Annotated in this window: 21 protein-coding genes; 11 read left to right on the top strand and 10 right to left on the bottom strand. The window is 59.6% G+C overall.

Annotated elements, in window-relative coordinates; genetic code table 11:
* Positions 1 to 55: 55 nt before the first annotated feature.
* The 4 genes from JUI81_RS20650 to JUI81_RS20635 form a co-directional block, all read right to left on the bottom strand.
* Positions 56 to 2167 carry a TonB-dependent receptor gene (locus JUI81_RS20650; protein ID WP_019580812.1) on the bottom strand — a complete coding sequence of 704 codons (2112 nt, stop codon included), beginning with the start codon at positions 2165 to 2167 and terminating at the stop codon, positions 56 to 58.
* 13 nt (positions 2168 to 2180) lie between these two features.
* Positions 2181 to 3392 carry an MFS transporter gene (locus tag JUI81_RS20645; RefSeq protein ID WP_028939347.1) on the bottom strand — a complete coding sequence of 404 codons (1212 nt, stop codon included), beginning with the start codon at positions 3390 to 3392 and terminating at the stop codon, positions 2181 to 2183.
* Positions 3382 to 5304 carry an IucA/IucC family siderophore biosynthesis protein gene (locus JUI81_RS20640; protein ID WP_204124941.1) on the bottom strand — a complete coding sequence of 641 codons (1923 nt, stop codon included), beginning with the start codon at positions 5302 to 5304 and terminating at the stop codon, positions 3382 to 3384. The genes JUI81_RS20645 and JUI81_RS20640 overlap by 11 nt, the downstream gene beginning before the upstream one ends.
* A gap of 111 nt (positions 5305 to 5415) precedes the next feature.
* Positions 5416 to 6345: a LysR family transcriptional regulator gene (locus JUI81_RS20635; protein ID WP_019580809.1), complete on the bottom strand. Its 930-nt coding sequence runs from the start codon at positions 6343 to 6345 to the stop codon at positions 5416 to 5418.
* Positions 6346 to 6506: 161 nt separating this feature from the next.
* Between JUI81_RS20635 and JUI81_RS20630 the strand changes: the two genes are divergently transcribed.
* From JUI81_RS20630 to JUI81_RS20615, 4 genes are all read left to right on the top strand, one after another.
* Positions 6507 to 7793 (top strand): MFS transporter, encoded by a 1287-nt coding sequence (locus JUI81_RS20630; protein ID WP_028939350.1) that lies wholly within the window; start codon positions 6507 to 6509, stop codon positions 7791 to 7793.
* A 78-nt stretch (positions 7794 to 7871) separates the two neighbouring features.
* Positions 7872 to 8624 (top strand): 5-oxoprolinase subunit PxpA, encoded by a 753-nt coding sequence (locus JUI81_RS20625; RefSeq protein ID WP_019580807.1) that lies wholly within the window; start codon positions 7872 to 7874, stop codon positions 8622 to 8624.
* Entirely contained in the window at positions 8621 to 9325 is a 705-nt protein-coding gene (pxpB, locus tag JUI81_RS20620; protein ID WP_018926747.1) for a 5-oxoprolinase subunit PxpB, read from the top strand. The genes JUI81_RS20625 and pxpB overlap by 4 nt, the downstream gene beginning before the upstream one ends.
* Positions 9322 to 10239: a biotin-dependent carboxyltransferase family protein gene (locus tag JUI81_RS20615; RefSeq protein WP_204124940.1), complete on the top strand. Its 918-nt coding sequence runs from the start codon at positions 9322 to 9324 to the stop codon at positions 10237 to 10239. Before pxpB ends, JUI81_RS20615 begins: the two co-directional genes overlap by 4 nt.
* 145 nt (positions 10240 to 10384) lie before the next feature.
* Here the strand turns inward: JUI81_RS20615 and JUI81_RS20610 are convergent, their stop codons facing one another.
* Positions 10385 to 11563, bottom strand: a complete 1179-nt coding sequence (locus JUI81_RS20610) for a VWA domain-containing protein (protein ID WP_204124939.1) — start codon at positions 11561 to 11563, stop codon at positions 10385 to 10387.
* An 11-nt stretch (positions 11564 to 11574) separates the two neighbouring features.
* Positions 11575 to 12420, bottom strand: coding sequence for a MoxR family ATPase (locus JUI81_RS20605; protein WP_018926745.1), 846 nt, complete (start codon positions 12418 to 12420; stop codon positions 11575 to 11577).
* A gap of 203 nt (positions 12421 to 12623) precedes the next feature.
* On the opposite strand from JUI81_RS20605, the gene JUI81_RS20600 reads away from it, so the two are divergent.
* Both JUI81_RS20600 and JUI81_RS20595 read left to right on the top strand, forming a co-directional pair.
* A complete protein-coding gene (locus JUI81_RS20600) occupies positions 12624 to 12854 on the top strand; it encodes a DUF4160 domain-containing protein (protein ID WP_019580802.1) in 231 nt (76 codons plus the stop codon).
* Positions 12842 to 13345, top strand: a complete 504-nt coding sequence (locus JUI81_RS20595) for a DUF2442 domain-containing protein (RefSeq protein WP_204124938.1) — start codon at positions 12842 to 12844, stop codon at positions 13343 to 13345. The genes JUI81_RS20600 and JUI81_RS20595 overlap by 13 nt, the downstream gene beginning before the upstream one ends.
* On the opposite strand, the gene JUI81_RS20590 is transcribed toward JUI81_RS20595, so the two are convergent.
* Complete coding sequence (locus JUI81_RS20590; protein WP_019580800.1) at positions 13342 to 14418, bottom strand: DUF748 domain-containing protein; 1077 nt, start codon at positions 14416 to 14418, stop codon at positions 13342 to 13344. The two genes, JUI81_RS20595 and JUI81_RS20590, sit on opposite strands and share 4 nt — an antisense overlap.
* Positions 14419 to 14544: 126 nt before the next feature.
* Between JUI81_RS20590 and cysK the strand changes: the two genes are divergently transcribed.
* Together cysK and JUI81_RS20580 are read left to right on the top strand one after the other, a co-directional pair.
* Entirely contained in the window at positions 14545 to 15519 is a 975-nt protein-coding gene (gene cysK, locus JUI81_RS20585) for a cysteine synthase A (RefSeq protein WP_007934098.1), read from the top strand.
* 212 nt (positions 15520 to 15731) lie between these two features.
* Positions 15732 to 16670, top strand: coding sequence for an aspartyl/asparaginyl beta-hydroxylase domain-containing protein (locus JUI81_RS20580; protein ID WP_019648017.1), 939 nt, complete (start codon positions 15732 to 15734; stop codon positions 16668 to 16670).
* 58 nt (positions 16671 to 16728) lie between these two features.
* Here JUI81_RS20580 and JUI81_RS20575 read toward each other — a convergent pair whose 3' ends face one another.
* Positions 16729 to 16929 carry a hypothetical protein gene (locus JUI81_RS20575; RefSeq protein WP_204124987.1) on the bottom strand — a complete coding sequence of 67 codons (201 nt, stop codon included), beginning with the start codon at positions 16927 to 16929 and terminating at the stop codon, positions 16729 to 16731.
* Entirely contained in the window at positions 16926 to 17471 is a 546-nt protein-coding gene (locus JUI81_RS20570) for a hypothetical protein (RefSeq protein ID WP_204124937.1), read from the bottom strand. The genes JUI81_RS20575 and JUI81_RS20570 overlap by 4 nt, the downstream gene beginning before the upstream one ends.
* 446 nt (positions 17472 to 17917) lie before the next feature.
* On the opposite strand from JUI81_RS20570, the gene JUI81_RS20565 reads away from it, so the two are divergent.
* On the top strand, positions 17918 to 18781 hold the full coding sequence (locus JUI81_RS20565; RefSeq protein WP_019580796.1) for a DMT family transporter: 864 nt from the start codon (positions 17918 to 17920) through the stop codon (positions 18779 to 18781).
* 67 nt (positions 18782 to 18848) lie between these two features.
* Here JUI81_RS20565 and JUI81_RS20560 read toward each other — a convergent pair whose 3' ends face one another.
* Positions 18849 to 19757: a DMT family transporter gene (locus JUI81_RS20560; RefSeq protein ID WP_018926741.1), complete on the bottom strand. Its 909-nt coding sequence runs from the start codon at positions 19755 to 19757 to the stop codon at positions 18849 to 18851.
* A 128-nt stretch (positions 19758 to 19885) separates the two neighbouring features.
* Between JUI81_RS20560 and aceK the strand changes: the two genes are divergently transcribed.
* Complete coding sequence (gene aceK, locus JUI81_RS20555; protein ID WP_028939355.1) at positions 19886 to 21607, top strand: bifunctional isocitrate dehydrogenase kinase/phosphatase; 1722 nt, start codon at positions 19886 to 19888, stop codon at positions 21605 to 21607.
* Between the two features lie 229 nt (positions 21608 to 21836).
* A complete protein-coding gene (hrpA, locus tag JUI81_RS20550) occupies positions 21837 to 25748 on the top strand; it encodes an ATP-dependent RNA helicase HrpA (RefSeq protein WP_204124936.1) in 3912 nt (1303 codons plus the stop codon).
* Positions 25749 to 25914 lie beyond the last annotated feature (166 nt).

Genomic DNA, 25914 nt, shown 5'->3' with positions numbered 1-25914 from the left:
CCGACTTGCCGGCGATTGCCGCGAGATCGCATCGCTGGCAAGCCGGCTCCGGTTTTTACCAATCGATCGAGTAGCTCATGCTCAGCGTGCGGCCTTCAGCGTTGGCATACGGCGCTCTGGCGTTGGCCTGGGTGAACAGGTTCTGGTACGTGCGGTTGGTCAGGTTGTACACGCCGCCTTCAAGACGACCGACCGGCAGTTGCACGGAGCCGAGCAGGTCCACCAGCGTATAGCCTTCGATGTCGCGTCCATTGTTGTCCTTGGCGGCGGCATCGTAATTGGCCAAACGCATGCCTTGCAGGCGCAGGCTGTAGTCGTCTTCGGTGTAGCCGACGAACAGTGTGGTCTTGGCAGGTGAGATGCGCGTGGCCGGCAGATCGATCCATTTGCCGTTCTGCTCGGTCTCGCCTTTGGCCCAGGCATAAGTGCCACCCACCGACCAGTGATCGGTCGCGCGGTAGGTCAGGCTGTTTTCGATGCCGCGAACTCGCTCTTTCTGATTGATCAGACGCAATACGCGATCATTGGCATCGTAGAACTGGGTCACGTCTGAGGTGTTTTCGTACACGGTGACGTCGGCTTGCCACTGGTCCCAGTTGCCACGCCAGCCCAACTCGTAACTGTCGACCTTGATGGCCTGGGCGTTAAGACTCTGGATATCGAAGGTGCTGCTGACGTCACGCATGAAGCGCTGGATATCCGGCAGCGAAAATCCCTGGCTGTAATTGGCGAAGACGTCCTGGTTTTCACTCAGGTGGTAGACCGCCCCCAGGTTGTACAGCGTGGCGTCGTATTTGAGGGTGTCACCGGGCAGCGTTGCGCGTATGCCGGTCTGGACGATCTGACCGTAGGCGATGCTGTCGGAGACGTCGCTTTCGATCCATTCGCGGCGTACACCGCCACGCAAGGTCCAGTCACCGATGTCCCAGGACATCTGCCCGAACAGCGATTTGGTGGTGGTTTCGATGTCCGGGCCCAGCTCGTAGGTGGTGCCGGTCTTGGTATAGGTCAGGCCCTTCAGCGTGTATTGATCACCTCGTTGACGGGAGCGCTCATTGTCATAGTCAGCCCCCCAGACCAGATTGCCCGTGGCGCTCCCGATCGATGGCAGCGGCGTGTCGATGGCCGCGCGCAGGCCGTAGACGTCCTGCACACTGTTGTTGTCGGAGATCCCGGCCTTGCCCCGCGACAGGTCCGGAAAGAACAGTGCATCGGCGCGGCGCCAGTAGCTTTCCAGTTGCAGGCCCTGACCGTAGAAGTCCTTGTCGGTGTAGTTGAGGTTGACCGCCTGGTTATGGGTATAGGGTTGGTCGTCGAGTTTCAGACCTTTGACTGCCACCGCTTGCTGCGAGTTTTTCGGGTCTTTGGTGTAGCCGGTGTCCTGCTGGTCCTTGTAGTCCTGCAGCGACAGGCTGAGTTTCTTGTCGGCATCCAGCTCATAACCGAAACGACCTTGCAGGTCATAGGTTTCGGTATCCATGTTGCTGCCCTGGGAGGTGTCCTGGGGGATGCGGTTGCCGTTGCCATCGAACTGATCGTTGCGCTGGGTCAGGTCGGCAGACACATACCAGTCCAACGCATCCTTGCGCCCGGTGGCACTCTGGAAAGCTTCGTAGGCGAAGCCTTTTCTGTTGAGGTTGTTACCGCTGGTCAGGCCCAGTTTGCTGCTGTAGGCAATGTCCTGGCCCTGATTGCGCTTGGTGATGATGTTGATGATGCCGCCTGAAGCACCGGCACCGTAAATGCTGCTGGCGCCGGAGATCACTTCGATGCGTTCGATGCTGGCCGGGGCGATGCTGTTGAGCTGGCGGAAGTTGTCGCGCGTGGCGTTCTGCGATACGCCGTCGATCAACACCAGCATGTTGCGCCCGCGCAGCGTCTGGCCGAAGTTACTCATCCCGCCGCTGGATGGCGCAATACCCGGGACCAGTTGCCCGAGGATGTCGGAGACCCGGCGACCCGCACCACTCTGCTCACGGACTTGCTGCTCGTCGATCACCTGGACCGAGCCCGGAATCGAAGCAATGCTCGCTTCGCTGCGAGTCGCGGAGACGACGGTGGCTTGCATGTTCAATGTACCGGGCTGCTGCTCGGTGTCCTCGGCCCAGGCCTGGGCGCTGAAGGTGCCAAGTAGCGGGATCAGCAGGGAGAGTTTGGTTCGGGTCATGACGTGGTCTTTTTTAGTTGTGATAAGTGTGGGGCGATAAGGTCGAGCGGTCAGGCGTGGCGTTGAACGAGCGCACCCAGCGGATACCGATGGCGGCTATGGCGTAGGTCAGCGCCACCAGCCAGAAACTGTGGGCCAGGCCCACCAGGCCCATGCCTATTCCGCCAAGGACGACACCGAGCAGAGCACCAGCCTTTGCCGCGCTGTTGCCGAGGCCGAGCGCGAAGCCCTGCTGGGTGATGGAAACGGTGTTGGCGATCAGGGCATAGGCGACGGGCAGCAGGGCGCCTTGCCAGATGCCCCAGACGAGTCGGCTGACGAGAAAGCCCAGCCATTCATTGGCCAATGCCGTGGCCGCCAGCGTCAGGGCACATAACCAGGCCACGCCTTCGATGACGCGCAAGGTGTAGGCCGGCTGCCAGCGGTCGAACAGGCGTCCCCACAGCGGGGCGGAAATGGCCAGGGTCGCGGCGCTCGCCGCGTAGGTGGCACCGATCAGCCAGCTTGGGGCATGCAGGATGTTCGCGACGTACAGAGCGTAGAACGACTGCGGCATCATCTTCGCCGCCTGAATCAACACGATCACCAACAGGATTCCACTGAGCCAGCCTTTGGGCAGGGCAACCGGCTCAACCGGTTTTTTCTTCGTGGTTCGCGCTTTGTCGGCCGGCAGGAAAAAACTCCCCAGTGCGCACAGCAGGCAAATCGCCGTCGCGCCATAACACAGCAAGGCAAACCCCGAGACGTCCATCAGCCAGCCACCCAGCACCGGGCCGATCAACGAGCCGACGGCGGTTGCCGATTGCAGGCGGGCCAGGGTGTGACCTCGTTTGGCACTGTCGCAGCAGGCCAAGGCGTAGGCTTGCGCGGCAGCGAGAAAACCGGCCAATGCGCCTTGCATCACGCGAATGCCCACCAGCAGCCACGGGTCGAGGGTGATAGCCGCCAACCCTTGGCACAGTGCGAGGGCCAGCAGCGCCCGAACAATCATCGGTTTGTGTCCGGTGCGATCCCCCAACCGGCCCCACAGGGGGGTCAGCAGCATGGCCGCCAGCATCGGGCCGGCATAGACCATCGCCGATAACAGCGCGGTGTAGCCGGCGCCTTCGGGCCCGAGCAGATGCTGGATCTGCAAGGGCCAGAACGGGCCGCTCATTTCCATTGCGCCCATGGAGACAAACTGGATGACGATCAGCAGTCGCAGGGCGCGACTGTCAGCGAGCATGGGTGTTGGGTCGCAGCGGGTTACTCAGGCGTCCGACGATGTCGGCATGACTGTCGAGCAAGCGCATGCGCATGAACGATTTGGCGGGCCAATCCTGTTCCAGCAAGGCCTGGCGCTCGCATTCCCAACGTGCCGGTTCAACGCGCTCGCGCAAGGTCTCGAAGCACTGTGCAACGTGCGCTGCCAATCGCTCCCACAGGATATTTTCCGGCACATTCCAGTGGCGGGCACAAAGCAAGGTCAGCTCACCGAGGTGGCACATGAAAGTGGTGTGCAGGAGTTTGTCGCGGACAAAGCCGGCGTCGTCATACAGGGTCATTTTCGGATCGTGCAGCTGGATATCCATACCCTTGGCGTGCAGGGTTTTGCGATCGATACGAACGTCGCCGAAATCACGCAACAGCAGCCGATTCAACTGCCCGTCAGCGCCCATCACCATGAAACTGTTTTGCTGATGCGCTTCGAACGCCACGCCGTACATCAGATAGATGCCCAGCAGACTTGGTACCGCAATCGACAGGTAATCATCGAAGAACGTCAGCATGGCCTCGCTGTCGTCCCGGCCTTGAGCCAGTCTGACCCAATCACGCAGCAACGGTTGTTCGAATTCGTTGACGGCGAACAGGCTGCCGACCGGCACCGCCAACTCGCCTGCTTGCAGCAGGGTCAGCGGGTTGTCGCGATACAGCACGCCAGCATGCCGGGAGCGTTCGTCATCGGCCGGTAGTGGTGCGTAATGCACGCCGATGCGCTCTGGAACGATGTTCAGCAGGCGCTGAATCTGCGGTTCCTGATCGAGGATGTCCAATATCAGTTGGCTGATGCGCGGACCCATCCGGGCCGAGCGCGGCGACACGGTGCGCTGCACGCTGGTCAGGCGCAAAGCCACCGGCAGTTTGACCATCGGTGCCGTGCGACTGGCCTGCGGCAAGACCGTGCGGAAGGACATGGTCGGGTGACCGGTAAAAGCCACGATGTCAGTGACGATCAGCAGGTTGTCGGCGATCTCGTTGGCAAACGAACGTGGCAGCTCTTCATGGGCTTGCCATGGGTGCGACGGCAGCGGGAGGTAGTCCTTTGCGTCCAGGCCCATTTGCTGCAAATGGCGTTGCAATTGCTCGGCGGCCTGTGGGAAGTGACCTTGCCACCAATCCCAGTAATCCGTGGTTCCAGCCAGCGCTTCAACATGTGCGTACTGGCGGTGCAGGGCGCACAGCACGATCGGAAAACTCGCTTCGAATTCTGGCGAGAAAGCGATGACCTGAGCGGCGCTCAAGCCCAGTTTGGTCTTGTAGTTCGGGTGCCACGGATGGCCGAGAGTCCCCCACTGTTCGAGCAGCGACGTAGGGTTCTGGAGGCAGGGGCTGGCTTTGAGCCAGGCGAGCAGATTGTCATCGTACCCGCCGTCGATCTGCTCTCTCAGGCGCTCGGTCCATCCCTGGTGAAATGCCAGGCACAGAGTGTCGTTGCTGAAACTGTCATCCAGCTCCCGGGCCAGACGTTCCAGTACTTGGGGGGAGGCTGGCGGATTGAGCTGAGTGCTGAGGTGAGCGAGCAGTTCGCTGGGCAACTGGATTTTGTGCGGCAGTGTGTCCGGGGTGTGCAGGACGATGCTGCCGCGTACGTCCCAGCTGTTCATTCTGCCGCTGGACAAGTGCTCGAAGCAAAGATGCGCGCCATCGCCAAGTGGCAGCCAGCAACGGCTGGTGTCGTCGTATTCGCAGGTGTCGGGGTCGATCAGCTCTTCACGAAACAGCGCCTGGATCAGGCGTTGGAAACAGCGCTGGGCGGCGGGCTCCAGGGCATTGCTCAAATGATCGAGAGTGATGCGGTGTGACTGGAAAGCCTGAGTGCCGAGCGCTTCGCTCCAGTGAGCGAGCAATTGCTGCTGTTTTTGCGTGTAGCCGCGCATCAGGTCCGACTCCTTCTGGACAATTGATTAGCTGAAAGCGCGCTGAGAATACCGTTTTGAATAAATAATGCAAATGATAGTGGTTCATATTTACATTTTGGAGGGTGTGTATCAGATTCCGGCCGGTGGTTGGCTCAAGACGATGTAGTGCTCGCCCATTTTCTGCGCATAGCACTCCACGACTTGCTGACACAACGTCACGATTTCTTCGACCCACTCCACGCCAACCCGCCACGACACCACCACCTGCAAATTCGGCGGCCGTTGATCGATGGCCAACAAGGTCAACTCTCCTCGGGCCAGTTCCTCGGCCACCAGCACCGGCGGCAGGGCGCCAATACCGAAGCCGTCGCGTAGTAAACGAGTAATCGCCGACACTGAGTTCACGCAGTTCAGTCGTGGCGCCATGACCCCGTTGGCTTGCATCAGGCTCACGATGTCCTGGTGCGGGCGGGAGTTTTTCGAATAGGTAATGATTCGCTCCCGCGCCAGGTCGGCGACACCTGAATACTCACGGTTGTAGATGGAACTGCTGGCCACGATCCAGCCCATCGGATGACTGACCAATTCCAGGCTGCGCACGCTTTCCTGGCGCAACAGGTCGGTTTGCAGGATCAGATCGAGAAAGCCTTTTTGCAGCTGATCGCAGAGGTTGAGCGCGGTATCGGCCACCAGCTCGATTTCCACCAGCGGATAGTGATCCATCATCTGTGCCACCAACGGGCTGAGCCAAGTGTGGATCACCGTGTCCATGACGCCGATCCGCACCCGTCCGGCCTTGCTCGAACGCGTCTCGATCGCCTGCTTGAGCGCATGCATCGTGTCCATCATCTGCTCGGCATAATCGAGCACTTTCAGGCCTTCGGGGGTCAGGCTCACGCCGCGGGAGTCGCGCAGAAACAGCTTCACCCCAAGCTCGCTTTCGAGCACGGCGATGCGGCTGGAAATCGACGCCTGGGTGGTGAAGAGCTTGTCCGCCGTCAGGCGAAAACTCTTGAGTCGGGCGACCCAGACAAACGTCTCGAGAAACTTCAGGTTCATGGGGGTCAGCTCGTGGATAAAATTTTTCTTATGTCTAGGGCGGGGTTTTATTAGTTGGACGCAGCGGGGCCAACCGCCCAAAAATCAGGCCATCCGGTTCCCACGATAGGCGTCGTCGGGGCTCAGAACAATACCAATAAAATATGCACGGAGATTTTGCCATGAGTGCGCCCGACACCCTCGATATCCCCAAGTCCACGGCTCGCCCGGGACCTTTTGACTGGTACCGCAACATCAACAAGCAGGAGCGTCGCACGTTCTGGAGCTGCAAGATCGGCTATGGCCTGGACGGCATGGACACCCAGATGCTCAGCTTCGTGGTACCGACCCTGATTGCCATGTGGGGCATCACCACCGGCCAGGCCGGGCTGATCCACACCAGCACCCTGATCGCCTCGGCTATTGGTGGTTGGGTGGCGGGGATTCTCTCCGACCGCATCGGTCGGGTGCGCACCCTGCAACTGACGGTGTTGTGGTTCGCCTTCTTCACCTTTCTTTGCGGCTTCGCCCAGAACTACGAGCAACTGTTGATCAGCCGCACGTTGATGGGCTTCGGTTTCGGTGGTGAATGGACCGCCGGCGCGGTGCTGATGGGCGAAGTGATCCGCGCCAAGGACCGTGGCAAAGCCGTCGGCATGGTGCAGTCGGGTTGGGCGTTGGGGTGGGGGCTGACAGCGATTCTGTATGCGCTGCTGTTCTCGCTGTTGCCGCCCGAAGACGCCTGGCGGGCACTGTTCATCCTCGGCATCGTGCCGGCGATTTTCGTGATCTTCGTCCGTCGCCTGGTCAAGGATCCGGAAATCTACCGCGAAGCCAAGGCCAAGCAAGAGCCAAGCAACCCGGCGAAGTTCTACGAGATTTTCGCCCCTGGCATCCTCTTCACCACGATTCGCGCTTCGATACTGACCACCGGCGCCCTCGGCGGTTACTACGCGATCACCTCCTGGCTGCCGACGTTTCTGAAAAACGAACGGGGCTTGAGCGTGCTTGGCACGGGTGGTTATCTGGCGATGGTGATCATCGGGTCCTACATCGGTTATGTAATCAGCGCGTATCTGACTGACATCCTTGGTCGTAAAAAGAACTTCATTCTGTTTGCCGTCGGCTCGTTCACCATTGTTCTGCTGTACACCCAATTGCCCGTCAGCAACGGAGTGATGCTCTGGCTGGGCTTCCCCTTGGGCTTCTTCGCTTCGGGGATTTTCAGTGGCATGGGGTCGTTTCTGACCGAGTTGTTTCCAACGCGGATTCGCGGCTCGGGCCAGGGTTTTTGCTACAACATCGGTCGGGCGTTGGCGGCGTTGTTTCCGCTGCTGATCGGCTTGCTCAGTCAGAAGGTGCCATTGAGCGTGGGAATCGGGGCTTTCGCGGCGGTGTCCTACGGGGTGGTGATCCTGGCGGCGCTCAGCTTGCCGGAAACCCGTGGCAAACAACTCGACGCCGAATAACCGGATGTCCGCTAACTGATAATCTGAGGGGCATATGCCCTTCAGCTAAAAAGACAAAAGCCTACAGGAGTGTTCACCGTGAACCGCCTGCTATTGAACTGCGACATCGGCGAGAGTTTCGGCAACTGGACCATGGGTCTGGACGCCGAAGTCATGCCCTTCATCGACTGCGCCAACATCGCCTGCGGCTTCCATGCCGGCGACCCGAGCATCATGCGCAAGACCGTCAGCCTGGCCCTGAGCAACGGCGTGCAGATCGGCGCGCATCCGGCCTATCAGGATCTGGTCGGTTTCGGTCGCCGCTCCATGGCGTATACCGCCCAGGAACTGCAGGACCTGTTGCATTACCAGATCGGTGCCCTCGACGGCATTTGCCGGGCTCAGGGCGGGCGAGTGAGTTACGTCAAACCCCACGGCGCGATGTACAACGACATGATGGCCAACCCGGCGCAATTGCGTACGGTGATCCAGGCCGTGGCGGCTTATGACCGGACACTGCCGCTGATGCTGATGGCCACTCGCGACAACAGCGCCGCCCAGCAGTTGGGCGACGAATACGGCGTGACCCTGTGGTTTGAAGCCTTCGCCGATCGCGCTTACGACAGCGCCGGAATGCTGGTCTCGCGGCAACTGCCGGGGGCCGTGCATCACGATCCCGAGAAAATCATCGAACAGGCGCTGATCATTGCCCGCGGTGACAACCTCACGGCCAGCGATGGCAGCGCCTTGCACTTGCAGGCCAATACCTTGTGCGTACACGGCGACAACGCCAGTTCGGTGGCCGCCGTGCGGCGCATTCGTGAGGCCTTGAATCAGCAGAGCGCATCATGAAGCCACGGGTGGAAGTGGTGGCGCTCGATTGCCTGATGGTGCGCCTGTTCGATGAAATTGCCGAGGCCAACATGCCGTGGATGCTCGCGGCCAGCGAGCGTTTGCGAGAAGCATTCGCCAGCCATTTGATCGATCTGGTGCCGTCCTACACGACGCTGATGGTGCATTACGATCTGATGGCATTGAACCCTGCCCAGGCCCGGGAGTTGATTGCTCAAGCCCTGATCGATCTGACGCCCAACGCTCGGGCCAAGGGGAAATGCCATGTGCTGCCGGTCTGGTATGACTTGAGCGTTGGGCCGGAGTTGAACCTGTTGTCCCAGCGTAGCGGCTTAGCGGTGAATGAAGTGATCCGCCGTCACAGCGAACACGAGTATCAGGTGTTCGCGCTGGGCTTCGCGCCGGGGTTCGCGTTCATGGGGTTGGTGGAGGAAGTGTTGGCCGCACCGCGTCTGAGTACACCGCGCAAAAAAGTCGCCGCCGGCAGTGTCGGCATCGCCGAACGCCAGACGGCGGCTTATCCGGTAGTGTCCCCCGGCGGCTGGAACCTGATCGGTCGCACCCCGGCCAAATTGTTCGACCGTGAACGCGACGGCTACAGCTTGATGCAACCGGGCGACACGGTGCGCTTCGAGGCGGTCAGTCATGCCGAGTTCATCAACCTGGGCGGTGACGACACGCCGTTGGAGACCTTGGCATGAGCCGAATGACGATTGAAGCAAGTACACCGCTTTGCCTGTTGCAGGACGCCGGGCGATTTGGTGTGCGGCATCTGGGCGTGACCCAGGGCGGCGGGCTGGATTGGCGGTCGATGTCGTGGGCCAACTGGCTGCTGGGCAATGGGCTGGATGCATCAGTGATCGAAATCACCCTCGGCGGGTTCAGTGTGGTGGCCGAGGACGATTGCTTGCTGGCATTGGCGGGTGCCGATCTTGGGGCGCAGATTGATGGCCAGCCCCTGGCGCCGTGGCGCAGTTTCAAACTGGGCAAAGGTCAGCGATTGCAATTCACGCAACCGCTGCTTGGCGCTCGGGCGTACCTCGCGGCACCAGGCGGGTTTGATGCGCCGAAGGTGCTGGGCAGCACTGCGACTGTGGTGCGTGAGGAACTCGGTGGCCTCGACGGCATGGGCCGAGCGTTGGCCAAGGGATCGTCGTTGAAGTACTCCACCGAAGCGCCGCTGCTGGTACGGGAGCTGCCTCGCGAGCACGTTCCGGATTTCAACCTCGATGCGCCGCTGGACCTGGTGCTTGGTGCGCAAATCGGTGAATTCAGCGGGCAGAGTCTGTTTGATGCGTTCAACAGCGTCTGGACCCTCGACAGTCGCGCCGATCGCATGGGCATTCGTCTGTTGGGAACGGCGTTGCAGTATCAGGGCAAGCCGATGATTTCCGAAGGCATCCCGCTGGGCGCGGTCCAGGTGCCGCCGGATGGGCAGCCGATTGTGCTGCTCAATGACCGGCAGACCATTGGCGGTTATCCGCGGTTGGGGGCGTTGACGCCGTTGGCGTTGGCGCGGCTGGCGCAGTGTTTGCCGGGGGCGAAGGTGCGGTTGAAACCGGTGGTGCAGGATGTCGCGCATCGCGAACAAGTCGAGTATTTGCGCCGGTTTTAACTGTGGCGAGGGGGCTTGCCCCCGTTCGGCTGCGCAGCAGTCGTAAAACCATTGCATGCGGTGTGTCTGATACATCGCGATTGCAGATTTTGGGGTCGCTTCGCAACCCAACGGGGGCAAGCCCCCTCGCCACAGATGCAATGCTTTATTTGGACAAAAACCGCATCCCTTCCTCCAACCCCCGCAACGTCAGCGGATACATTTGATCATCGATCAAATCCCGCACGATGTTGGTCGACGAGGTGTAGCCCCAGGTGTCTTTCGGGTATGGGTTGATCCAGATGAGCTTCTTGTACTTTTCCTTGAAGCGCTGCATCCACACGTAACCGGCTTCTTCGTTCCAGTGCTCGACGCTGCCGCCGGCCTGGGTGATTTCATAGGGCGCCATGGCGGCATCGCCGATGAAGATCACTTTGTAGTCGGCACCGTACTTGTGCAGCAAGTCCTGAGTGGCGGTGCGCTCGGAGGTGCGGCGCATGTTGTTCTTCCACACCGATTCATAAATGAAGTTGTGGAAGTAGAAGTACTCCAGATGCTTGAACTCGGTCTTGCAGGCGGAGAACAACTCTTCGCAGATCTTCACGTGGGCGTCCATCGAGCCACCGATGTCGAACAGCAGCAACAGCTTGACGGTGTTGCGCCGCTCCGGACGCATCTGGATGTTCAACAACCCGGCATCGCGCGCGGTGTGGTCGATGGTGCCGTCGATGTCCAGTTCTTCCGCCGCGCCCTGACGGGCGAATTTACGCAAGCGACGCAGGGCGACCTTGATGTTGCGCGTGCCCAGTTCCACCGAGTCGTCGAGGTTCTTGTACTCGCGCTGGTCCCAGACTTTCACCGCTTTGCCCTGGCGCTTACCGGCATCGCCGACCCGAATCCCTTCCGGGTTGAAACCGCCGGAACCGAACGGGCTGGTGCCGCCGGTGCCGATCCATTTGTTGCCGCCGGCATGGCGTTCTTTCTGTTCTTCCAGGCGTTTCTTGAACTCTTCGATCAGCTTGTCCAGGCCGCCGAGGGACTGGATCGCGGCCCGCTCTTCGTCAGTCAGGGAACGTTCGAATTCCTTGCGCAGCCAGTCTTCCGGGATCAACGCCTGAAGGTGATCGTCGAGCTTTTCCAGACCATTGAAGTAGGCTCCGAACGCCCGGTCGAACTTGTCGAAATGCCGTTCGTCCTTCACCAGAATCGCCCGCGACAAGTAATAAAACTCGTCCATGTTGGCGAAGGTCACGCGCTGTTTCAGCGCGTTGATCAGGTCCAGCAGCTCACGCACCGAGACCGGCACCTTGGCTGCGCGCATTTCGTTGAACAGGTTGAGCAGCATGGCGTTAGCCCTTATCGAGTACCGCGACGACTCATGAACGCCAGACGCTCAAGCAATTGCACGTCCTGTTCGTTCTTCACCAAGGCGCCTGCCAGCGGCGGAATAGCCTTGGTCGGATCGCGTTCGCGCAGCACCGCTTCGCCGATGTTGTCGGCCATCAGCAGTTTCAGCCAGTCCACCAGTTCGGAGGTCGAGGGCTTCTTCTTCAGGCCCGGCACCTTGCGCACGTCGAAGAACACGTCCAGCGCTTCGCTGACCAGGTCTTTCTTGATGTCCGGGTAGTGCACGTCGACGATCTTCTGCAGCGTCACGCGATCCGGGAATGCGATGTAATGGAAGAAGCAGCGGCGCAGGAAGGCGTCCGGCAGCTCTTTCTCGTTGTTGGAGGTAATGATGATGATCGGGCGCTTCTTGGCCTTGATGGTCTCGTCGATCTCATAAACGTAGAACTCCATCCTGTCGAGTTCTTGCAGCAAGTCGTTGGGGAACTCGATGTCGGCCTTGTCGATTTCGTCGATCAGCAGAATCACCCGCTCTTCGGACTCGAACGCCTCCCAGAGCTTGCCCTTTTTCAGGTAGTTGCGGACGTCGTGGACCTTGTCCACGCCCAGTTGCGAATCCCGCAGGCGGCTGACCGCGTCGTACTCGTACAGGCCTTGATGCGCCTTGGTGGTGGACTTGATGTGCCAGGTAATCAACTTGGCGCCGAAGGACTCGGCCAGTTGCTCGGCGAGCATGGTCTTGCCGGTGCCTGGCTCACCCTTGACCAGCAGTGGTCGCTCCAGGGTGATAGCGGCGTTGACCGCCAGCTTCAGGTCATCGGTGGCGACGTAGGCCTGGGTGCCTTCGAACTTCATCTGCTAATCCTCGAACGGTAACGCCGACCTGAGCGAGGCAGGGCGGGGCGCAATAAATGGTCAGGCTCGACTATAACGCGCAGGTCGGTCGACTGTGAACGCAGACGGCTTATTCAGTCTCTGAATGGGGCGTCACATCTTGACTCAGTCTCGGCTGCTGGCCAGTATTGAGATATCGCCATTTTGGCGATAGCTTGCGGGGCATGTCTACTAAATACCGATTTCGCGATACGTATCGAATTCAGTTGCGCGAGAAGGATCATCCGCCACCCCATGTCCACCTGACCGGTGGCGGGCTGGATGTGATGCTTAGCCTGGAAACCGTCGAAGTAATGTTGGGCAAGGCGCCGCCGCTGATTATCAAGGAAGCGCTGGAGTGGGTCAGAGCCCATCAGGTGCAATTGCTGGAGGATTGGAAACGATGTTACCCATGAAACGACCACGGTTGTCGGCCGTGCAGGTGTTGCCGGATTACCGTCTGGCGCTGACGTTTATCGATGGGCAGCAACAGAGCCTCGATTTAAGTCGCGACCTGCGCTCATACCCGGGGTTGCAGCCATTGCTGGAGAGCGGTGCTTTTGAAGGCGCAACCCTGGGTGACGATGGCTGGAGTGTGGAGTGGCCCGAGCTGGATATTCAGATTGGCGCTGACACGCTGTATCTGGATGCCCTTGCGCAAAATGCGGCAGATGAAAACACTCGTATTTTTATCGATTGGCGTGCTCGCACCGGGTTGTCGCTGAATCAGGCGGCCGAGGCGCTGGGAGTCAGTGCCCGCAGTATTAGTCGCTACAGCAGCGGTCGTGAAGCAGTGCCTCGGTCGCTGGCGTTGGCTTGTCTGGGTTGGGACTTTTTGCAGCAGCAATCGAACCCGGCGCGGGCGGCGGAAGAAACCGGTCGTTACACCGTTACACGAAAATCTTAGCCGGAATCCGGCTTGGATCGTTCGTACTGGGCATTGAATGCTTCAATGAAACCATTACGTAAAATCTGCAAAAAAGCCTCGAACGCGCTGATATCTCGCTGATGCACGTTGCCCTTGAGCTCGACGCGAGTGGCGAACTGGTTTTTCTGCTGGTTCTTCAGCACGTTCTCGGTGCCTCCGACGAGCGCTTCCCAGATGGAACGGAAAAGCCCTTTATCTTTGTTTTCCACGTCCTGTTGCCAATTGAACACATCGACGTCGTGCAATAGCGGTTTGATGTAGCCAGTGAGTTGACCCTTGTTGGCCTCGGCTTCGATGACCAGATCGCCATGGCCGGCATTGAAGTCGAACTTGCCATAGGCCGCGGCGAAGTCGTTCATGCGTTTGAGTTCGAGGTCCTTGACGCGCAGGCGGAATTGGAAGTTCTGGAAGTCGCTCAATGGATCAAAAGTTGCCGTGGTTTCCAGCGGCGCATCCCCGAGCAACAGGGCCTTGCCGTCGAAACGTGCGTCGCGTTTGCCTTTTTTGTCGACCACGTTGGTCAGGTTGTAAATGGTGGCACTGACCTGGGTGGCATTCATATTGACAGGCGGTTTTGAATTGAAGTTACGAAAGGTGATCCGGCCATCGTTGATCCGTACTTCGTTCAGGGTGATCGGCAGCAGTTTCTCCAATTGAGCCCGCCAATCGGTGCCTTCACCGGTCTGGGAGTTTTTCTTGTTGGCACCACCGTCGACAAAGTTCACCTCGGGCCTGTCGAACCGGGCCTTGCCCACCACGGCATGGTCATACCAAAGTGAGTGCCAACTGACGGAGAGGTCGATCAATGGCGCGTTGACGAAAGGCACCGGGACCTTGCCTTCGACCTTGACGATTTTCAGGCCGTTGATTTTGTAGGCGCCGCGCCACAGGGCCAGGTCCACGTCGGTAATCTGCCCGCGATAGTCGCCCATGTTGGCCAATCGCTCGTTCAGATAGTCACGCACGACATAGGGCAGGGCGATGTGCGCGGCAACCAGCAGCATGAGGAGGCCGGCGAGGGTCAGCAGGGGCCAACTGTATCGACGCTTCATGGCGGCAAATCTCTGGCGATGTAAAGCGGTTGACTGCTGTGGCAGCCGGACGTTCGACTGACTGGACGACCACGAGTAACAGGCATACCTTGGTGGGCTAATTCAACGCTGTATAAGGACCCAGCCATGAGCCGTATCTATGCTGACAACGCCCACTCCATCGGCAATACGCCGCTGGTGCAGATCAACCGTATCGCCCCGCGCGGTGTCACCATTCTGGCCAAGATCGAAGGGCGCAACCCTGGTTATTCGGTCAAGTGCCGAATTGGCGCGAACATGATCTGGGATGCTGAAAGCAGCGGTAAACTCAAGCCCGGCATGACCATCATCGAACCGACCTCGGGCAATACCGGTATCGGCCTGGCATTCGTTGCCGCCGCCCGTGGTTATCGGTTGATGTTGACCATGCCCGCGTCCATGAGCATCGAGCGACGCAAGGTGCTCAAGGCCCTTGGCGCCGAACTGGTGTTGACGGAGCCGGCCAAGGGCATGAAAGGCGCGATCGAGAAGGCCGCCGAAATCCTCGCCAGTGATCCGTCCACCTACTTCATGCCGGGGCAGTTCGAAAACCCGGCCAACCCGGCCATCCACGAAAAAACCACCGGCCCGGAAATCTGGAACGACACCGACGGTGCGGTCGACGTGCTGGTGGCGGGCGTCGGAACGGGTGGAACCATTACCGGAGTTTCGCGGTATATCAAGAATACCCAGGGCAAACCGATTCTCTCGGTGGCGGTGGAGCCGGTGGTGTCGCCGGTAATTACCCAGGCGATCGCCGGGGAAGAGATCAAACCGAGCCCGCACAAGATCCAGGGCATCGGCGCTGGTTTTGTGCCGAAGAACCTGGATTTGTCGATGGTTGATCGGGTGGAATTGGTCAGCGACGACGAATCCAAGGCGATGGCCCTTCGTCTGATGCAGGAAGAGGGCATTTTGAGCGGCATCTCTTGCGGCGCCGCCATGGCGGTAGCCGTACGCCTGGCCGAAACCCCGGAAATGCAGGGCAAGACCATCGTGGTAATTCTGCCCGACTCCGGCGAACGCTACCTGTCGAGCATGCTGTTCAGTGACTTGTTTACCGAACAGGAAAATCAGCAATAAGATTTTATGGCTGTTTTGAAGTCGATCAGGGGGTTGATTCAGGTCAGCCCCCGTTCAGGAACCCTATGTTAAGAAGTGCTTTATTGCACAATCCTTAACACTGAATGTTGAGTAATACGGGTTTTTCCCGAGGCCGGTAGTGTTTATCATGGCCGACTGCCACGTCGGGTAAAAGGCGTTGTGCGGAGTTTCCTATTCTCAAGGAGTCGTAGATGAGCTTTTCCTTTGTCGCGAAGGCGTCGGTGTTGCTGCTGTTTCTCGGCAGCACGCTCTATGTGCATTTGCGTGGCAAGGCGCGTTTGCCGGTCCTGCGTCAGTTCGTCAATCACTCGGCCCTGTTCGCGCCCTATAACGCCTTGATGTACCTGTTCTCCGGTGTGCCGTCCAAGCCCTATCTGGACCGCAGCAAGTTCCCGGAGCTCGACGTGCTTAGGGACAACTGGGAAGTTATCCGCGACGAAGCCATGCACCTGTTCGACGAGGGCTACATTCGCGCCGCCGAAAAGAACAACGACGCCGGTTTCGGTTCGTTCTTCAAGAAGGGCTGGAAGCGTTTCTACCTCAAGTGGTACGACAAACCGCTGCCGTCGGCTGAAGCCTTGTGCCCGAAAACCGTGGCTTTGGTCAGCGGAATCCCGAATGTCAAAGGCGCCATGTTTGCGCTGCTGCCCGGTGGCAGTCACCTCAATCCGCATCGTGACCCGTTCGCCGGTTCCCTGCGTTATCACCTGGGGTTGTCGACGCCGAACTCCGACGATTGCCGCATCTTCGTCGACGGTCAGGTCTACGCCTGGCGTGATGGCGAAGACGTGATGTTCGATGAAACCTACGTGCACTGGGTCAAGAACGAAACTGAGCAAACCCGCGTCATCCTGTTCTGCGACATCGAACGCCCCTTGAGCAACCGCCTGATGACCCGCATCAACCGCTGGATCAGCGGCTGGCTGGGGCGTGCTACTGCGCCGCAGAACCTTGACGACGAGCGCGTTGGCGGGATCAACCAGGCTTATGCCTGGAGCAAGACTTTCAGCGACAAATTCAGCGGCGCGGTCAAGCAGTGGAAGCGCCGCAACCCCAAGGCCTATCGCGTGCTGCGACCGGTGCTGGCGGTGGTGGTGTTGACGTTGTTGGGGTATTGGTTGTTTGGTTGAGGCCAATCATTGAATGAAAAAACCGCTCTTTGGGAGCGGTTTTTTTTGCCTGTGAGTTTTAGGGGCGCCCGGCGAGCAGGCTAGGCTCTTCGGTTTCGGTACCCGTCGCAATAACCTGCAGAATGTGCCGTTGACTGGCTGTCAGCTCTACAGCAATGGGCTTGTTTTCTGTTGTGGGCGAGCTTTTCTTTGTGGGGGACTTTTTAATTACTTTGCGCATCTTCCCTCCGCCGTTGGTTATTAATTGAACAGTTTTCACGATACTAGGCTCTCCAGTGCTTTGACAAGTCGGCCTTCAGCATCAAAGTAAAAACCGAGTTGTTGGTCAATGGAAATTGCCCCCTCCAGCGGCTCCTGAACTTCAATGAACCTGCTGCCGATGATTTGGGCATACTGTTCGATGACCAATATGGCCAATGGCGCAATACGGTTTTTCAGGGCATGGACTCCACCAGGACATCCCTCCAATCGCACGATACGGATTCGTTGCCGACTGTTGTTTGGGTTTGCAAAGCATAGTCCGCACAGTACTTCATCGAACCAAATGGCGAGGTCCAGAGCCAAGGGTTCCCTCGCTTTCCACCTAACGACCTCACCCCATGAAAAGTGTGGATCGTCCCAGCGCTCAAAAGCATTCAATGCCTGCGCGCTGATTGCTTCAAAGCGTACTCTGGATAGATCGAGGACTGTGGGGCCGGCCCTCTCCAGTTCATGTTGCAGGTAGGCAGTATTAATACCGGCCAACTTTCTAGCTCTTGATCGATACAACTGATACCGAAGATGAGTCCGTTCCCTTGGCATTTGATCTCTTGCATTCCATGTCCCCCATAGCGGGCGATTCCTTTTCGCCCAGAGTAAGTAGCGCTTCCCTGGCTGTCGTTACTGGCCATTTGGTCAAGTCATTGCAATCCATGTCACGCGCTGGTTATAGTCGGCGCTCGGTGGTTTTCTGAGCCACCGTTCCACCCATCAAAAAAGATCAGCCCATGCCAGCTTCCCTTATCAACGCGGTAGTCGATTCAGCGGTCAACGCTGGCGTCGTGCCGTGCGGGAATCAGCAGCCTGCGCAGATCAGTCATTACCCTCCACCTGTCAGTAGCACGCCGGTGTGCGCAGTCGTATCACCGCCGGGCGTTGGCTTTTCGGGCTGATCAGCTTTTTCCGCTGCTCTCCTGTGCCCGTCTGAAAAAACTACTGAATTTCAGCTTCGGCTGAGTTGGCTTTTTGCCTGACTACAGGTGGTATTCATGTTTGTCCTTTCGAAAAAGTCCGCGCTTGCGGCGACGTCCACGTGCCTGTTCGTTCTGCTGTGGAGCAGCGGGGCGATTTTCTCCAAATGGGGGCTGGCCCACGCCTCGCCCTTTGCCTTTCTGCTGATTCGCTTCGCCATCGCTCTGTGCGGGTTGGTGCTGCTGGTGCCGCTGCTCAAGCTGAAACTGCCCAAGGGCGGCAAGCCGATGTTGTATGCGATGGCCACGGGCGTGGTGTTGCTGGGGGCTTATCAGATTTTCTATCTGCTGGCCCTCGACCTCAAAGTCACACCGGGCGTGATGGCAACCATCATGGGCGTTCAACCGATTCTCACCGTAGTGATCATGGAGCGGCACCGATCAATAAGCCGGATGTTCGGTCTGGCGTTGGGCTTGGCCGGATTGATCATGGTGGTTTATCAGGGCATTGGGCTGGCCGGGATGTCGATGGCCGGAATGCTCTGCGGTCTGTTGGCGCTGGCGAGCATGACGTTCGGTTCGATCATGCAGAAACGCATCACCGACAATCCCCTCGGCACACTGCCGGTGCAGTACCTGGCCGGGCTGTTGTTGTGCGGGGTGTTTGTGCCGTTCCAGCCGTTTCACGTCGAATACAGCACAGGCTTCATCGTGCCGGTGTTATGGATGGGGTTGGTGGTGTCGGTGCTGGCGACGCTGCTGCTGTATCGGCTGATTGCCCGGGGCAATCTGGTGAATGTCACCAGTCTGTTTTATCTGGTACCGGCGGTGACTGCGGTGATGGATTACCTGATATTCGGCAACCGGCTGGCGGCGTTGAGCCTGCTGGGCATGGGGCTGATCATTGTCGGTCTGGTGTTTGTATTCCGTAAGACTGCTTGAAACAAACAAGGCCCGGGGCATGAGCTCCGGGCCTTGTAGGTGATCCGACTTGCCTGCGAAGGCGGTTTTATCGGGCAACCACCTCAACCGGCTTCACTACCGCCGGCTTCAACACCAGCCACAACGCCGCCGCAATCAACACTCCGCCATAGAGGTGCGCCATCGACAGCGGCTCATCCAGCAACAGCGCGCCCCACAACACCCCGAACGGTGGAATCATGAAGGTCACGGTCATCGACTTCACCGGGCCGATCGAGCTGAGCAAACGGAAGTAAACGATGTAGGCAAACGCGGTGCAGCCCAAGCCCAATCCCAGCAACGACAACCAGACACTCCAGCCGCCCCAGCTCGCCGGTGGCTGGCTGATCACGCTGTAGCCGAACAGCGGCAGCAAAAACAAGGTGGCGCCGAGCATGCTGCCCAGGGCCGACAGGCGACTGTCGAGGCCGCCGGCCTGGTCGAGCCAGCGGCGGGCGAGGAAGCCGGCAAAGCCATAGCAGGTGGTGGCCATCAGACAAGCCAGTGCGCCCATCAGCAGTTGCATATCGAACGCCACCGGACCTGCACGGGTGAGGATGCCGACGCCGAACAGTCCGAGAAACACCCCGCAGACCTTCGCTCCGGTGAGCTTTTCACTGAAGAACAACCCGCCGATCAACACCCCCATCAATGGCGTGGTGGCGTTGAAAATGGCCGAGTAACCGGCCGGCAGCACCTGGGCAGCTACGGAATAAAGGGTCGCCGGAACCCCGGAGTTGATTACTCCGAGCAGCATCACCGTCTTGAGTTTGCCTTTGAAATCCCAGCTGATACGCAGCAGCCCGACGATCACCAGCAGCCCGACAGCGGCAATCGATACACGGAAAAAGGCAGTGGGGATTGTGCCAATCACTGGGGCGATAATGCGCATGAACAGAAAGCTCGCTCCCCAAATGGCGGCAAGTGACAACAAACGCAGGATATCGACGGGGTTCACAGCACTTTCCTTCCTTGATTGGCGCGCAAGTGTCGCGCCAGTCGGGGTACAAGGCAATGGTTGCGTTGCGTCACACGGGGCCACTAAGCTCAGGCTCCAACGATAAGAACAGCCGCAGAGGTTCCACCATGCCGCAGCAATGGCCAGCCGCCGACATCGCCCGAATGATCCTCGATGGCTTTGACGATTACCGCGAGCATTTCCGTCAGATCACCGACGGTGCCCGAGCCCGCTTCGAGCAAGCCCAGTGGCAGGCGACGCAAGTCGCGTCGGCGGCGCGGATCAACCTCTACGAAGAGAAAGTCGGCGAAACGGTCGGGCGCCTGCATCAGTCGTTCGCCGCCGATGTGCTGATGGACGTCAGCAGCTGGCCGTTGGTCAAAAGCGCCTATATCAGCCTGATCGACCTGCGCTTCGACGATGAACTGTCCGAGACCTGGTACAACTCGATTTTCTGCGGGCTGTTCAGCCATGACCTGATCAGCGACGGCTGCATGTTCATCCACACCACGCGGCCAAGCTTGCGCCGTGCACGGGCCGCGCAAACCCGTACTTACAAGCCCCATGGCCAGTTGTCCGGCATGCTCGCGAGTATCTTTACCGACTTCCGCTTCAGCGAGGACTACGCCGATTTACCCGGCGACCTGCGCCGCCTCGAAGCGCAACTGCGCGAGAACCTGCCGGACTGGGTCTGCAAGGATCCGGAACTGAGTGTCGAGCTGTTTTCCTCGGTGCTTTACCGCAACAAGGGCGCCTATCTGGTGGGGCGCATCTTCACCCAGGACGATCAATGGCCACTGGTGATTCCGCTGCTGCACCGCGAAGGCCGGGGCATCCAGATCGATGCGCTGATTACCGACGAGGCGGAGGTGTCGATCATCTTCTCCTTCACCCGTTCGTACTTCATGGTCGATGTGCCGGTGCCGGCGGAATTCATTGGCTTTCTCAAACGCATCCTGCCAGGTAAACACATTGCCGAGTTGTACACCTCGATCGGCTTCTACAAGCATGGCAAGTCCGAGTTCTACCGGGCGCTGATCAATCACCTGGCCAACACCGACGACCAGTTCATCATGGCCCCCGGCGTACGCGGGATGGTCATGAGCGTGTTTACGCTGCCGGGCTTCAACACAGTATTCAAAATCATCAAGGACCGCTTCTCACCGTCGAAAAACGTCGACCGCGCCACGGTGATCGAAAAGTATCGGCTGGTGAAAAGCGTCGACCGGGTCGGGCGCATGGCCGACACCCAGGAGTTCGCCGACTTCCGTTTCCCGTTGAGCAAATTCGAGCCGGCATGCCTGGAAGAACTGCTTGAAGTGGCGCCGTCCACGGTGTCGGTGGAAGGCGATACGGTGTTGATCCGCCACTGCTGGACCGAACGCCGGATGACGCCCTTGAACCTTTATCTGGAACACGCCAACGAAGCGCAGGTGCGCGAGGCGCTGGAAGATTATGGCCTGGCGATCAAGCAACTGGCGGCGGCGAACATTTTCCCCGGCGACATGCTGCTGAAAAACTTTGGCGTCACCCGTCATGGTCGCGTGGTGTTTTATGACTACGACGAGATTTGTTTCCTGACCGAAGCCAACTTCCGCCACATCCCGCAACCGCGTACGCCGGAAGACGAAATGGCCTCCGAACCGTGGTACTCGATCGGGCCACTGGACGTGTTCCCCGAGGAGTTTCCACCGTTCCTGTTTGCCGATTCCGGGCAGCGAAAGTTGTTCGATCAGTTGCACGGCGAGCTGTACAACGCCGATTACTGGAAGGGGCTGCAGGAAGCGATTCGGGCGGGGAAGGTGATTGATGTGTTCCCGTATCGGCGTAAGGGCCTGGATAACGAGTAGTCGGACTCTCACGACCCCGTAGCAGCTGTCGAGCCCCAGCGAGGCTGCGCTCGGCTGCGAAGCAGTCGCCAATCCGATCACCTCGGTTCACCTGAAACACCGCACTGGATGATTTTACGACTGCTTCGCAGCCTCGCTGGGGCTCGACAGCTGCTACGGGGGATCTCGCTTGTCCCTTAAATCTGCGACAATCCGCCTCCTGCGCCACTAGACGACTTTTGCGTACCTGATGACTGACGAATCGCCTTCCATCGACAAACTGCTGAAAAACCTCGATCACGCCATGCTCGCTGACCGCCACCGGCTGCGGCGGCAGTTGCTTGAGCTGCGCAAGAAACCTGACGAGGCCAAACTGGCCCAATGGGTGACGCGCACACAGGCGTCCTGTGATCAGGTGTTGGCGCGGCGCGCCAGCCTGCCGGTGATTCGTTACGACGACAGCCTGCCGATCGCCGCCAAGCGCGACGAAATCAAAGCGGCGCTGCAAAAGCATCAGGTGCTGATCATTGCCGGCGAAACCGGTTCGGGTAAAACCACCCAGTTGCCGAAGATCTGCCTGGAAATCGGTCGCGGCCAACACGGTCTGATCGGCCATACCCAGCCGCGTCGAATCGCCGCCCGCAGCGTGGCGAGCCGGGTCGCTGAAGAGTTGGCGACACCGTTGGGCGCGCTGGTCGGCTATCAGGTGCGGTTCGAGGATCAGAGCGATGCCAACACCCTGATCAAACTGATGACCGACGGCATCCTGCTGGCGGAAACCCAGAACGACCGCTACCTCGAACGCTACGACACGATCATCGTCGACGAAGCCCACGAACGCAGCCTGAACATCGACTTCCTGCTCGGTTACCTGAAAACCCTGCTGCCCCGTCGCCCGGACCTTAAGGTCATCATCACCTCGGCCACCATCGACCTGGAGCGTTTCTCCAAACACTTCGATGACGCGCCGATTGTCGAAGTCTCCGGCCGCACCTTCCCGGTGGAAACCTGGTATCGCCCGCTGACCCTGGAGCAGGACGAGGAGGGCAACCGTGTCGAGGATGACCTGACCGTGGATCAGGCGATCCTCGCCACCCTCGACGAAATCGCCGCGTTCGAACGCAGTGAGCGCAAGAGCCCCGGCGACGTGCTGGTGTTCCTGCCCGGCGAGCGCGAGATTCGTGACGCGGCGGACATGCTGCGCAAGGCCCAGCTCAAACACACCGAGATTCTGCCGTTGTATGCGCGGTTGTCGCCGGCCGAACAGCAGCGGATTTTCCAGTCGCATCCGGGGCGTCGAGTGGTTCTGGCGACCAACGTTGCGGAAACCTCTCTGACGGTGCCGGGCATTCGTTACGTGATCGACAGCGGCACCGCGCGCATCAGCCGCTACAGCTACCGCGCCAAGGTCCAGCGCCTGCCCATCGAAGCGATTTCCCAGGCCAGTGCCAATCAGCGTAAAGGTCGCTGCGGGCGGGTCGAGCCGGGTATTTGCGTGCGTTTGTACAGCGAAGAAGATTTCATCGATCGGCCGGAATTCACCGACCCGGAGATCCTGCGGACCAACCTCGCGGCGGTGATTTTGCAGATGCTCCATCTGCGTCTCGGCGAGATCACTGATTTCCCGTTTATCGAACCGCCGGATGGCAAGGCCATCAGCGACGGTTTCAACCTGCTGCAAGAACTCTCGGCAGTCGACCGCAACAGCCAACTGACGCCGCTCGGCCGGCAACTGGCGCGGTTGCCGGTGGACCCGCGCATGGGCCGGATGCTGCTGGAAGCGGCGAAACTCGGCAGCTTGCAGGAAGTGCTGATCGTCGCCAGCGCCATGTCGATCCAGGACCCGCGCGAGCGTCCGCCGGAGCGTCAGCAAGCCGCCGATCAGGCCCACGCCCAGTGGAAAGACGTGGACTCGGACTTCGCCGGGCTGGTCAATCTGTGGCGAGGTTTTGAAGAACAACGCCAAGCCCTGACGGCCAGTCCGCTGCGCAACTGGTGCCGCAAGAATTTCCTCAATTACCTACGCCTGCGTGAGTGGCGCGATTCCCATCGCCAGTTGAGCCTGATCTGCCGCGACATGCAGCTGAGCCTCAACAAAGAGCCGGCGGATTACCCGAAGCTGCACAAAGCCGTGCTCTCGGGTTTGCTCAGCCAGATCGGCCAGAAAACCGAAGACGGCGATTACCTCGGCGCCCGTCAGCGACGCTTCTGGATTCACCCGTCGTCGGGCCTGGGCAAGAAACGCCCGCAATGGCTGATGACCGCCGAACTGGTGGAAACCACCAAGCTTTACGCGCGGATGGTCGCCAAGATCGACGCCGACTGGATCGAGCCGCTGGCCGGGCACCTGATCAAGAAAAATCACTTCGAACCCCATTGGGAGAAGAGGCGTGGGCAGGTCGTGGCCTTCGAGCAAATCACCTTGTTCGGGCTGATCGTAGTCGGACGCCGGCCGGTGCATTACGGCCCGGTCGACCCGGTGGTGTCTCGCGAGTTGTTTATCCGCGAAGCCTTGGTGCGTGGTGAGATTCAATCCAAAGCCAAGTGCCTGACGGCCAACAAGCAACTGCTGGAACAGCTCGACGAACTGGAAGCCAAGGCGCGTCGCCGGGACATTCTGGCCGACGAAGAAACCCTGTTCGCCTTCTACGATGCGCGCCTGCCGGCGGAGATCCACCAGACCGCGACCTTCGACAGTTGGTACCGGATCAACAGCCAGAAAGACCCGCAGCTGCTGATCATGCGCGAAGAGGACGTGCTGGCCCGCGAAGCCAGTGAAGTCACCGCTGCGCATTACCCCGACACCCTGCACATCGGCGACTTGGAACTGGCGCTGAGTTATCACTTCGAACCCAACCATCCGCGTGACGGCGTGACCTTGCGCGTGCCCGCACCGCTGTTGCCGATGCTGCCGCCGGAACGTCTGGAATGGCTGGTGCCGGGCGTGATCGAGGCCAAGTGCATTGCGCTGGTGCGCAACCTGCCCAAGGCCCTGCGCAAGAATTTCGTGCCGGTGCCGGATTTCGTCAAAGCCGCGATGCAGCGCATGACTTTTGGCGAGGGCTCATTGCCTCTGGCGCTGGGCCGCGAGTTATTGCGCATGACCGGCGCACGGGTCAGCGATGAGGCCTGGGCCGAAGCGTCGCAGCAGGTCGAAAGCCATTTGCGGATGAACCTGGAAATCGTCGACGGCCAGGGCAAGTTCCTTGGCGAAGGGCGTGATCTGGCGGAGTTGACCGCGCGCTTTGCCGAGGCTAGCCAGGCCGCCTTGGCCGTGCCGCAAACCGCGAAAAGTCAGCAACCGGTGGAGGCGAAGGTCTTTGCCGCCGTCGCCGAGAAAACCCAACAGAAGATCGCCGGGCTGTCGATGACGGTGTATCCGGCGCTGGTGGAAGAGGCCGGCACGGTGAAGGAGGGGCGCTTCTCGACCCCGGCCGAAGCCGAGTTCCAGCATCGCCGGGCCTTGCAGCGCTTGCTGATGCAACAACTGGCGGAGCCGGCGAAGTTCTTGCGCGGCAAGTTGCCGGGGCTGACCGAGTTGGGCCTGATGTACCGCGAGCTGGGGCGCATCGATAGCCTGGTGGAAGACATTCTGCTGGCCAGTCTCGACAGTTGCATCCTCGACGGCGAAGACCCGTTGCCACGCGATGGCGCCGCACTGGCGTCCCTGGCCGAACGTAAACGCGGTGCCTGGACCGAGCACGCCGAGCGTCTGGCCAGGCTGACCCTGGAGATTCTCAAGCACTGGCACGGCCTGCAAAAACGCTTCAAGGGCAAGATCGACCTGGCGCAAGCCGTGGCCTTGAACGACATCAAGCAGCAGCTCAGCCATCTGGTGTACCCGGGGTTCGTGCGGGAAACGCCGATGCCGTGGCTCAAGGAACTGCCGCGTTACCTGAAAGCAGTCGAGCAGCGTTTCGAGAAACTCGGTGCCCAGGTGCAGAAGGACCGGGTCTGGAGCGGAGAATTGTCTGGCCTCTGGACCCAATACCAGACCCGAGCCAACAAACACGCCCAGGAAGGCAAGCGCGATCCGCAGCTGGAGCTTTATCGCTGGTGGCTGGAGGAATACCGGGTTTCGCTGTTCGCACAGCAATTGGGAACCAAGGTGCCGATCTCCGACAAGCGCTTGAGCAAGCAATGGAGCCAGGTCGAGGCGTAGCAAAAAGGGGCCAAAAGCCAGCGTTTATGGCAAACTTCGCGCCTATAAACGCCGGCCCCGCGGTTTTGAGCCTTCCGGGCCTGGGCGGATCGGAATAAAGCGATGCCAGGTTTGCATCTGGAACCTGGAATAGACCCTTTGTGTGTTGGTACGTCGGTGCCAGCGC

The organism is Pseudomonas sp. 008 (genome assembly GCF_016861935.1).
GTDB lineage: Bacteria > Pseudomonadota > Gammaproteobacteria > Pseudomonadales > Pseudomonadaceae > Aquipseudomonas.
This window is presented reverse-complemented; position numbering and strand designations above follow the sequence as displayed.

Coding starts and splice junctions, on each gene's coding strand:
- JUI81_RS20640 (WP_204124941.1), bottom strand. CDS start 5,304: ATGCGCGGCTACACGCAAAAACAGCAGCAATTGCTCGCTCACTGGAGC.
- JUI81_RS20650 (WP_019580812.1), bottom strand. CDS start 2,167: ATGACCCGAACCAAACTCTCCCTGCTGATCCCGCTACTTGGCACCTTC.
- JUI81_RS20605 (WP_018926745.1), bottom strand. CDS start 12,420: ATGAAGTTCGAAGGCACCCAGGCCTACGTCGCCACCGATGACCTGAAG.
- pxpB (WP_018926747.1), top strand. CDS start 8,621: ATGAAGCCACGGGTGGAAGTGGTGGCGCTCGATTGCCTGATGGTGCGC.
- JUI81_RS20645 (WP_028939347.1), bottom strand. CDS start 3,392: ATGCTCGCTGACAGTCGCGCCCTGCGACTGCTGATCGTCATCCAGTTT.
- cysK (WP_007934098.1), top strand. CDS start 14,545: ATGAGCCGTATCTATGCTGACAACGCCCACTCCATCGGCAATACGCCG.
- JUI81_RS20630 (WP_028939350.1), top strand. CDS start 6,507: ATGAGTGCGCCCGACACCCTCGATATCCCCAAGTCCACGGCTCGCCCG.
- JUI81_RS20570 (WP_204124937.1), bottom strand. CDS start 17,471: ATGCCAAGGGAACGGACTCATCTTCGGTATCAGTTGTATCGATCAAGA.
- JUI81_RS20600 (WP_019580802.1), top strand. CDS start 12,624: ATGTCTACTAAATACCGATTTCGCGATACGTATCGAATTCAGTTGCGC.
- JUI81_RS20595 (WP_204124938.1), top strand. CDS start 12,842: ATGTTACCCATGAAACGACCACGGTTGTCGGCCGTGCAGGTGTTGCCG.
- JUI81_RS20615 (WP_204124940.1), top strand. CDS start 9,322: ATGAGCCGAATGACGATTGAAGCAAGTACACCGCTTTGCCTGTTGCAG.
- aceK (WP_028939355.1), top strand. CDS start 19,886: ATGCCGCAGCAATGGCCAGCCGCCGACATCGCCCGAATGATCCTCGAT.
- JUI81_RS20565 (WP_019580796.1), top strand. CDS start 17,918: ATGTTTGTCCTTTCGAAAAAGTCCGCGCTTGCGGCGACGTCCACGTGC.
- hrpA (WP_204124936.1), top strand. CDS start 21,837: ATGACTGACGAATCGCCTTCCATCGACAAACTGCTGAAAAACCTCGAT.
- JUI81_RS20610 (WP_204124939.1), bottom strand. CDS start 11,563: ATGCTGCTCAACCTGTTCAACGAAATGCGCGCAGCCAAGGTGCCGGTC.
- JUI81_RS20590 (WP_019580800.1), bottom strand. CDS start 14,418: ATGAAGCGTCGATACAGTTGGCCCCTGCTGACCCTCGCCGGCCTCCTC.
- JUI81_RS20635 (WP_019580809.1), bottom strand. CDS start 6,345: ATGAACCTGAAGTTTCTCGAGACGTTTGTCTGGGTCGCCCGACTCAAG.
- JUI81_RS20580 (WP_019648017.1), top strand. CDS start 15,732: ATGAGCTTTTCCTTTGTCGCGAAGGCGTCGGTGTTGCTGCTGTTTCTC.